Consider the following 8559-nt stretch of genomic DNA (forward strand, 5'->3'; position numbering starts at 1 on the left):
TGGTGGCCGGGCGAACGCTAAGGACATCTGATGTGCAATCTCTATTCGATAACCACCAACCAGGAAGCAATCCGCGCTGTTCCGGGTCGTAAACCGCTACGTCGGCAACCTGCCGCCGATGCCCGGCGTCTTTCCTGATTATCCGGCCCCCGTGGTACGCAGTGCCGCGGCCGGCCGCGAGATGGTGCTGATGCGTTGGGGCATGCCGCCGCCGCCGCGAACCGGCGGCCCGCCCGTACCAACATCCGCAACACGTCCTCGCCGCATTGGCGCGGCTGGCTCAAGCCGGAGAACCGGTGCCTAGTCCTTTCAACAGCTTCGCCGAATACGCGCCAGAGCCGAACCCGGAAACGAAGAAGAAGGATGTCGTCTGGTTCGCGCTGAACGATGACCGGCCGCTCACAGCGTTTGCCGGGATCTGGACCGAGTTCAAGGGCGACCGGGGCAACAAGTCGAAGCCGATTCCGGGCCCTCACCTCGTCTATGGCTTCCTGACCACCGAGGCGAACGCTGTCGTCAAACCGATCCATGACAAGGCCATGCCGGTCATCCTGACGACGGATGAAGAACGCGAATGTGTGGCTGCGCGCGCCGTGGGATGAGGCCAAGGCGCTCCAGCGGCCGCTGCCGGATGATGCTCTGGAGATAGTGCTGCGAGGCCCTGACAAGGAAGATAGGATCGCCGCATAGGGTTCGGTAAATTTCTTCGAGATGGAGCTAACGGGCCAGAACACCGAGCGCTCCTCGACTTGATCGGCACGCTGATCGATGACTGATCGCACGCGGCCGCCCGTCGTCCATCGACGGACGATCAGGCCCACTTATCTTCTTCGCGGCGGGCTTCGTCCTCATTGAGGCGCTCGGCCACGTCATCAGCGACAGGTGAATCTTCAGTGGTCGCGATCGGCGTGCCGTCCTGCTTCGTGATCTTTTTGCCTTCGGCATGCACTGGAAAATCATCGGGCTTCAGCGGCTTCTTTGAAGTCGACATCGCGTCTCCCTCCTGTGAGCCGACACAATAGCACGCGCTCCAAGAAACGGGGCCAGGACCCTCGCTTAGCTAGGTGCGTCCACTTCGGGACACGCGCTCACTCGTTTTCATCCTCGCTAAGTTCCCGCTCTGCCTGTAACCAGAACTCTAGATCCCGGCCCGTAGGCCGCCCGTGCTGTTCCCAGAGTTCGTGGGCACGAGCCCTGGTTGCTTGCTTGGACCGCCGCGCGGCTAAGCGCCGTTGCAGGCTCTCCCCCAGATCCTCGACGAACGCCTTGAGCCGCTGATAGGTCGTTTGGTCGGTTATCTCGGAAGCAAGCCGCTTCGCCTGTGCGAGTTGACGCTCTAACTCTCGGCGATCGGTACTCTGGCTCATGGCCGCCTCCGCCTAGTTAAAACGGCGGCGGCAAAATCGTTCATTTTCAGTTTGCCTCTTCGGGAAGCCGGATCACGAGGCGCGACCCGCTCCACAGCTCGACGCGGTGGCTATCGACCAGCCGCCGAGCCCTTTCGATCGCTACTTCATCATTAGGGCAAACCATCGGTTCAAAGGCGATGATATGGCCGTCCGGCCCGACGGTGTAGGCCCGGTACTCCGGCATGGCTACCGCGGCGCCCGCGCGCAGGGCGAGCTAAGCCATTCATCAATGCGCGAGGCTGTTTCGCTTTGCCGCGCCCTTCGCAGGAGGTTTTCACGCTCTTTCGCGGGCGGCAGTTTTTTGGCTTGCTGGCGGGCCGCCTTAGCGTGTTCGACCAAGCGATCGCGAAGGGACAAAACTTGTTTGAAACGGCGCCGCTTCATGCGCGCTCCATCCTTAATGCAGGCGGGAGCACAACACTCTCAGTGACCGCTAAATGGCCTTGGGATGGGACGGTGATGAAGCGAGCCTACGCCCAATCAGTGCTGGCTTCGGTCTAAAAGTGCACACAGCCTCGGTGTGCAGTTTCTGAAGCAGAAGGAACTATGAGGCCGGCCAGGAGTCGAATCTGCGCCTCCGGCAAAAGCAGCCCGAGCCGGAGGAAAACCTCGGCGAGGTCAACGTCGGGCTCTGTTTGCGTCGAAAGGTGGAGAAAGTGACCTACATCCACGAACGGAAGGTGCTCACCGCAGCCCAGCGTGAGGCTCGACGGGCCTTCAAGGAAGCGGACACCAAAGTAGCGATGTCCGAGTATGAACGCGCTCAACAGGTATTCCATGCAAACCACGAGCGCCTAAAGGCGGAACGATTGGCTCGAGAGGCCGAAGCCGCGCGGAAGCTCAAAACCTGATGGATGCACGAAGCGGCACCTACGTGAAGATCACGCCTGAGGGCGCCGATCTGTTCGCGTAAGTCACTACAATAGGGTCCCTCGACTAGGATCATTCCGATCTCCGGTCATCGTCATCGGACCGATTGGCGGTGAAGTTCGCGGTCAACGAAACAGGCCGCCATTGTAATCTATACGAAGCAAAGCTCTTTGGCGTGTCAGCAATCCGGCATTCCCGCCGGACGTGCTGACGCATTTCCAGTGGAGCCGGTTGAGCCAGCGCCAGAACCGGTTGGGCCCGGCATGGTTGAGCCCACAGTCGTTTCGGGTGCCTTTTCCGACGATGATGCACCAGCGGCAGTCGGGTTCTTTTCGCGAATGATGTTGCTGCTGACATCCCAGCATTGCTTGGGCGTGACGCCCTGATCGCGGTTTGCTGTAACGCCCGTTCCTTGTGCGTTTGCGAAGCTGGTGACTGCCAAAAGGGTGGCGGCGCCACAAACCGAAGCGAAATAGATCGTCTTCATGGTTCTTTCCTTCTCACTCATCTGACTGCGGGCGCTCAGTGAACCGGTGGACGCCTGAGAGCGGCCCCGATAGCCTGACTGCCGTCGGCAGCCAAGTCGCCCCCGAATGAGGGTCGCTGTGCTAGCCTCAGCCATTCTTCGGAAAGCCGCAGCAGTTGCTGCTTATCTATCGGACAAATCGTCTTCGCAGCTTGTTGCCGGTATTGCTCGGCTCGCGTCCGGCAAATATCTCCGTGCTCACCCATGACCTACACTGCCTGGGCGCTCGCTCCCTGGCGCCGATTGGCCCCGCATCAACTTCAATTCAGCCGGCCGGTTTAACGTTCCTAGCCCTCCGACTCCGGCTAATTCGGGCTGAAGCTGAGACGCCTCGGCTATGAAGCCGAGGCCCCAGGGGTCGGCGGCTGGCTGGCCGCTCGATTGGCACGGTATGGACGCTGATAATGTAATGCGGGCCGAGCCGTTCCTATCTCTTGCGCGCGAGACGCTTCTCGACCCGCCTGCGGCTGTGCCAACCTTCTTCACCGCCTTCTTCACGGCGGTGGCCGATTACGGGTCTTCTTGGATTCGTAGCTGACTTCGTGCCGCTGCCGGCCGGCAACCCGCGCCCGGTCCTGCTTGCGGCCACGCGTCGTCTGCTTCTTCGATTTTGCTATTCCGGCCTCCCTTGCTGTCATGACGCAACGCGGGAAGCGGTTTTACGGTTCGGGCCGTCGGAACGATTCGCCCTACGCTCGCTTGAATCCGCCTTCGTTGCGTGGAGTTTTCCGAGTGGCGTTTCAGCGTAAGAAGCCGGCGGCGATCGGCACCAAAGCGCCATACCCGGGCTTTATTGAGCCGGCTTTAGCGACGCAGGTCGAGCGCGTGCCTTCCGGGACGCGCTGGATTCACGAGATCAAGTTCGATGGCTATCGCGTCCAGCTTCACATTGCCAACGACGACATCAAGGTATTCACCCGGCGGGGAAACGACTGGACCAAGCGCTTCAAGAAAATTGCCACCGATGCCTATGTGATCAATGCCGGCTCGGCGATCATCGACGGCGAGGTCGTGGTGCCGTCACCGGACGGCACCACCGATTTCTCGGTCCTGCAGAACGAGCTAAAGGGCAAGTCCGCCACGATCGTGATGGTGGCCTTCGATCTGCTCTACCTCAATGGCTACGATCTTCGGAAGCTGCCGCTGGTTGAACGTAAGACACATCTCAAGAAGCTGATAGATCGGACACCAATCCAATTCAGCGAAGGCTTTGAACTCGACGGACGCGAAATGTATCAGCACGCCTGCAGGGTCGGGCTTGAGGGCGTGGTCTCAAAGGTGCGAGCCAGCCGTTACGCATCGGGCCGCGGTGGGGACTGGGTGAAGGTGACTTGCCGACAACGGGAGACGCTGACCATCGCCGGCTTCGCCCTGGACGAAGGAAAATGGGATGGGATCTATCTCGGCCGGCGCAAGGGCGATGCGCTGGTCTACGCAGGCAAGGTCGATCATGGCTTCGATAAGGCATCGGAGACCGAGCTACGTAAGCGATTGAAGCCGCTGATCCGCAAGACCCAGCCCTATAGCAAGCGCATCGCGCACAAAGGCATCTGGGTTGAACCGAAGCTTCTCGCCGAAATCGAGTACCGCGCCAAGTCGGCCGCGGGCAAGGTGCGGCACCCATTCTCTAAAGGCCTGCGGGAGGATCTATGATGGACGGCCGGAAGTTCCTGACGAGCGGCAGTGCAGGGGCAAATCTCGCTTGCTGCCGGGATTCCCAGGCGCGATATCTACGACGGATCCAGCTCCATCTGAATAAGGGAAAGGCGAAGGCCTACACTCGAACCGGCCTGGACTGGACCAAACGCTTCCCCTGGATTGTCGAGTCCGCGCTGAGGCTCAAGACGGAGCTTCGTTCTGGACGGCGAGACCGTCGTCTTCGGGATCGACGGCATCTCCGATTTCGACGCGCTGCATTCGAGGCGCCACGATCATGAAGCCCAGTTTCTGCGCCTTCGACATGCTGGCCGGGACGGCGACGACTACCGGCGGCTGCCGCTGTCGATGCGCAAGACCAATCTGGCGCGGTTGCTCGCCCGCCGGCCCGAGGGCATTTTCGTCGCCCCGTTCGAGCAAGGCGAGATCGGCCCGGATCTGTTCCGTCATGCCTGCATCATGGGCCTGGAGGCCATGGTCTCTAAGCTCAGCGGACGACCCTACATCGGAGGCCGCTGCACGCACTGGATCAAGGTCAAGAATCTGAAGCATCCAGCCTATCACCGCGTGCAAAATCAATTCTGACCTGCACCTCGTCCCCTTGGTTTCACTGGGGACCTTTAACCCAGGTTATTGATCTCGCGGGTCAGCGAGGCAGCATGCTGGGCGTTGATGGAGAGGCCCCCGCTTCTTTTTCAACGACCCCTGCTATCCGTGAAGAACTTTTGGTTGCATCAGCCCCCTGGAGAAGCCCCTCTCCGGGGGGTCTTCCTTTTTTGGTCCGCCCGCGCCCTCACCAATCCCGTTGCCACTCGATTTTTTGGATGTCGTCCAACCGGCGAAAGCTCACCCAGCTCGTGCCAGGGCTGTAAAACAAGATGCCTCGTTCTCCGATGCCGATGATGTAGGCCTTAACGTCTCGGCCTTCGTGACAATTTCCGAGAGGCCCCTTCCGGCGTTTGCGTTTGCCATGCGATTGCGAGAGAAATCAAAGGCAAGCCACCAAGCAGCGATCACCGAATAACCGAAAATGGCGAGCAACACAGTCGTGCTTGTCATCGTCCAACGCAGCCAGAGCGAATCTATCACGATAAATGCGTAGGGAACGAGGACCACATTTAATAGAACAGCCCTTGCTGGTTCGAGAAAATGTACGTAGCCGAAAGAAGCAGCAATGATCACGCAGAGCAGCACAGTGATGATGATTTTCTGTGCCCGAGTCAGATCACGCTTCGCCCGCGCTGCCATCGCGGTCGGCACGAGGAAGATTGCCACCGAGAACGCTACGGGAAAATACCCTACGGCCACCAGCAGGTGCTCGGGAATTGTGAAAAGGTCAACTCCGCTGAGCTGATAGCGACCGACCTCCCAACTGATCGCCAGCGAGCTTGCGAACAAAGGTACTACAATGAGGATCTCCTTGAGTTCAAATCGTTGCTCGGAATTATCACCCAAGGCTTCCCCGAATAACCTCCGCGCGGCCCGTTCGCGCACGCAATGGTTGATAGCCGGGCCGCTTCGTGCTGGCAACGGTTCCTTCTCCTTGGTCTCCGGTTACACCCGAATAGGCTATCGTCAGGCGAGCGGTTCGCGTTGAGAGAATCGGACCGCCGCTGCTGGGGGCCAAACGGAGTTGTCCGAATGGGTGTGGCAGGCTGGCGCCGCGCGCGTGTGAAGAAAACTCTGAGGGCGCGAACGGCCGTTGTCGCCGTGCTGGAGGACTTGCCGCTGATCTGCACGGCGGTGGTCGCCGTCGGCTCGATGATCATGATGGGGTTCATTGTCTACAGGGATTGGCCGCAGTGAGCGCTAACGCGTTAGCCGTCATCGTTCGCTGATCCTCGTCATCTGCCCGCAGTGCCGGCAGAAACCTTCTGCGCGATCAGAGTATTTCCGGTTTTGGACCAAAGGCGGACATGCCAAGGCGGACATGCATTGACTCAGATCAACTATCCCGCGACGCTACGTCACCGATGCCAAGCCCGTGAAAGCCCAAACGGGCCGCGGATTGGCTGAGTCGTTTGACTTCGGAGCATTCGGCGCCTGCCTGACATTTGCGCGAGCAAGACTGGATTGAGAAGCAACGACACATGGAGGAAGGCAATGAAAGTAGGACGTGCATTTTCGCGTAGCCTGCTGGCGAGTATTGCCGCAGTGGCGGCGTTTACCATGCCCGCATCAGCGCAACAGCAGAAGCCACCAAACATCGTCATACTGATGACTGACGACAACGGCTGGAACGATTTTGGCGCCTATTCAGGAGGCGGCAAGGCGCTCGGCCATCCAACCCCAAACATCGACCGGATCGCCAATGAAGGCGCAACGTTCACGAATTGGTACGGTCAAGCAAGCTGCACAGCAGGTCGCGCATCGTTCATTACCGGACGCATTCCGATCCGCTCCGCGCTCTCCATTGTGGCTGTCCCGGGTGAAGAAAACGCGATAAAAAGGGAGACGCCGACCATCGCCGAGTTTTTCCAGAAGAACGGCTTCTCAACTTACTTTTCTGGCAAGTGGCATCTCGGGGACAAGCCCGAGGCCTATCCCATCGAGCACGGTTTCGATGAGATGAAGGCGTTCGCGGCGTACTATCCGGGCGTCTACACCTATTCCGACACTTCCAAATATTTCCATCCGTGGTTCCCCTCCTACAATCCAGAGTTCGCAAAGGCATATTTCGACATCGTCAACATGTACGAGTGAGAAGGCGTTGCGGGACAACCAGCCAAGAGAGGCGAATACATCACCTACGAGCGCCTTGCTGACTTCGACGTCCGTCAAGCCGACTATGCAATCGACTACATCAAGAGCCATGCCAAGGATGCCAAGCCATTCTTCATGGACGTCAATTTCATGAAGATGCACAACCCGAGCAACGCCTCACAGAGGTTCGCTGGGAAGTCACGGCTGGGCGACTACTCGGACTCGTTGCTGGAACTGAATGACGACATCGGTCGAATTATGGACGCGATCCGCTCGGAGGCGCCCAACACGATTGTCATCGTGACGGCGGACAATGGTGCGTGGCAGGACGCCTATCCCGATGCTGGCACGACGCCATTCCGTGGTGAGAAGGGCACGGCGTTTGAAGCCGGGTGGCGCGTGCCGGGCTTAATGTGGTGGCCCGGAAAAATTCCGGCGGGCGCGAAGTACGACGAGATGATGTCACATATCGATTGCTGGGCGACGCTGGCCAAAATGGTCGGCCTTACCCCACCGCCGCACGGTGCATGGATCGACAACAACGGCAAGCCTATCTACTTCGACAGCACTGACAACAGCGACTACATTCTCGGAAAGGCGAGGCATTCCGCACGACGATCATGGGTCTACATTGACGGCGAAGATTTCATGGGCGCGCACGCCGATGTGGCGGGTGATCCGAGTAACCCCGACGTCAACATCGCGTGGAAATATTTGTGGACCGCCAAGGACACCTGGCTGGGACCGGCACAGAACCTCGGCGCGACTGGCTCGGTCTACAACCTGACGATGGACCCTTTCGAGAAGTACGACATGTTGTTCAACGGTGCGGTGTCGCCACGTATGCCAACGCAGTCGCCGGGCAAGTTCGCTGGACAGGACAACGGCTGGGCCGCAGCGCTGATCGTTCCGGTCGTGATGGAGTTCAACACGTCGGTCGTTGACTTTCCGAGCATGAAGCGGGTGCCGGGCGGAGCCTCTACTGACTGGAGACCCAAGCTTCAACGCCCGGATAACCCGGTGCCGTTGTTGGATATGCCAAACGTCAAGGGCAGCGGCGGGTAGTGGTTGGGCCTGCGTGATCGACCATACCATCGACGAAAGGCGCCGATTGCGGACTAGCGCCCCTCGAATATACAGAACAGGCAGCCGCGCCAGCGTAATGACCGGTATTGGCCCCGAGCCGAAGTCACTCGAATTGGTTCGACCGCAACCGCCGGTAAACCAGACGTACGTGCGCTAGGCTTAACCGCCGCTCATGACCCAACCGGTCATGGAGTGGCTGCTGTTCGACAAGGCGCTATGCTCCCGCCCCGCAGGGTATCTGCAATCGTTTGGAGCGGGAGCAATCGAAGACCGGCACAATCAGATCACGTTAGCTAGTCTTCTCCACCT

9 protein-coding genes and 3 pseudogenes are annotated in these 8559 nt (G+C 59.4%); 5 read left to right on the forward strand and 7 right to left on the reverse strand.

Annotated elements, in window-relative coordinates:
• Positions 1-30 precede the first annotated feature (30 nt).
• A pseudogene (locus AC5ZGW_RS44525) lies at positions 31-690 on the forward strand (SOS response-associated peptidase).
• Positions 691-811: 121 nt separating this feature from the next.
• On the opposite strand, the gene AC5ZGW_RS44530 reads toward AC5ZGW_RS44525, so the two are convergent.
• From AC5ZGW_RS44530 to AC5ZGW_RS44540, 3 genes are all read right to left on the reverse strand, one after another.
• Positions 812-991, reverse strand: a complete 180-nt coding sequence (locus AC5ZGW_RS44530) for a hypothetical protein (protein WP_130230057.1) — start codon at positions 989-991, stop codon at positions 812-814.
• Between the two features lie 97 nt (positions 992-1088).
• Positions 1089-1367 carry a DUF2934 domain-containing protein gene (locus AC5ZGW_RS44535; RefSeq protein ID WP_130230055.1) on the reverse strand — a complete coding sequence of 93 codons (279 nt, stop codon included), beginning with the start codon at positions 1365-1367 and terminating at the stop codon, positions 1089-1091.
• 46 nt (positions 1368-1413) lie between these two features.
• Positions 1414-1593 carry a hypothetical protein gene (locus AC5ZGW_RS44540; RefSeq protein ID WP_130230053.1) on the reverse strand — a complete coding sequence of 60 codons (180 nt, stop codon included), beginning with the start codon at positions 1591-1593 and terminating at the stop codon, positions 1414-1416.
• A 472-nt stretch (positions 1594-2065) separates the two neighbouring features.
• Between AC5ZGW_RS44540 and AC5ZGW_RS44545 the strand changes: the two genes are divergently transcribed.
• Positions 2066-2260: a hypothetical protein gene (locus AC5ZGW_RS44545; RefSeq protein WP_245475087.1), complete on the forward strand. Its 195-nt coding sequence runs from the start codon at positions 2066-2068 to the stop codon at positions 2258-2260.
• A 197-nt stretch (positions 2261-2457) separates the two neighbouring features.
• Here the strand turns inward: AC5ZGW_RS44545 and AC5ZGW_RS44550 are convergent, their stop codons facing one another.
• Both AC5ZGW_RS44550 and AC5ZGW_RS44555 read right to left on the reverse strand, forming a co-directional pair.
• Positions 2458-2766, reverse strand: coding sequence for a hypothetical protein (locus AC5ZGW_RS44550; protein WP_130230047.1), 309 nt, complete (start codon positions 2764-2766; stop codon positions 2458-2460).
• A 466-nt stretch (positions 2767-3232) separates the two neighbouring features.
• Positions 3233-3443 (reverse strand): annotated as a pseudogene (locus tag AC5ZGW_RS44555) (DUF3606 domain-containing protein).
• Between the two features lie 94 nt (positions 3444-3537).
• Between AC5ZGW_RS44555 and ligD the strand changes: the two are divergent.
• Positions 3538-4458 carry a non-homologous end-joining DNA ligase gene (gene ligD, locus AC5ZGW_RS44560; RefSeq protein ID WP_130230045.1) on the forward strand — a complete coding sequence of 307 codons (921 nt, stop codon included), beginning with the start codon at positions 3538-3540 and terminating at the stop codon, positions 4456-4458.
• 186 nt (positions 4459-4644) lie between these two features.
• Here the strand turns inward: ligD and AC5ZGW_RS44565 are convergent, their stop codons facing one another.
• Both AC5ZGW_RS44565 and AC5ZGW_RS44570 read right to left on the reverse strand, forming a co-directional pair.
• Positions 4645-5040 (reverse strand): hypothetical protein, encoded by a 396-nt coding sequence (locus tag AC5ZGW_RS44565; protein WP_130230043.1) that lies wholly within the window; start codon positions 5038-5040, stop codon positions 4645-4647.
• Between the two features lie 267 nt (positions 5041-5307).
• Positions 5308-5991 carry a hypothetical protein gene (locus tag AC5ZGW_RS44570; RefSeq protein ID WP_130230041.1) on the reverse strand — a complete coding sequence of 228 codons (684 nt, stop codon included), beginning with the start codon at positions 5989-5991 and terminating at the stop codon, positions 5308-5310.
• Positions 5992-6102: 111 nt separating this feature from the next.
• On the opposite strand from AC5ZGW_RS44570, the gene AC5ZGW_RS44575 reads away from it, so the two are divergent.
• Together AC5ZGW_RS44575 and AC5ZGW_RS44580 are read left to right on the forward strand one after the other, a co-directional pair.
• Positions 6103-6267, forward strand: a complete 165-nt coding sequence (locus AC5ZGW_RS44575) for a hypothetical protein (protein ID WP_165435581.1) — start codon at positions 6103-6105, stop codon at positions 6265-6267.
• Positions 6268-6630: 363 nt separating this feature from the next.
• Positions 6631-8229 (forward strand): annotated as a pseudogene (locus tag AC5ZGW_RS44580) (arylsulfatase).
• The last annotated feature ends 330 nt before the right edge of the window (positions 8230-8559 follow it).

The sequence above is a fragment of the Bradyrhizobium sp. Crot121 genome, assembly GCF_059512385.1.

Excerpts from the sequence above, each read along its gene's own strand:
- AC5ZGW_RS44550 (WP_130230047.1), bottom strand. The coding sequence starts at position 2,766 with ATGAAGACGATCTATTTCGCTTCGGTTTGTGGCGCCGCCACCCTTTTG.
- AC5ZGW_RS44530 (WP_130230057.1), bottom strand. The coding sequence starts at position 991 with ATGTCGACTTCAAAGAAGCCGCTGAAGCCCGATGATTTTCCAGTGCAT.
- AC5ZGW_RS44540 (WP_130230053.1), bottom strand. The coding sequence starts at position 1,593 with ATGCCGGAGTACCGGGCCTACACCGTCGGGCCGGACGGCCATATCATC.
- AC5ZGW_RS44575 (WP_165435581.1), top strand. The coding sequence starts at position 6,103 with ATGGGTGTGGCAGGCTGGCGCCGCGCGCGTGTGAAGAAAACTCTGAGG.
- AC5ZGW_RS44535 (WP_130230055.1), bottom strand. The coding sequence starts at position 1,367 with ATGAGCCAGAGTACCGATCGCCGAGAGTTAGAGCGTCAACTCGCACAG.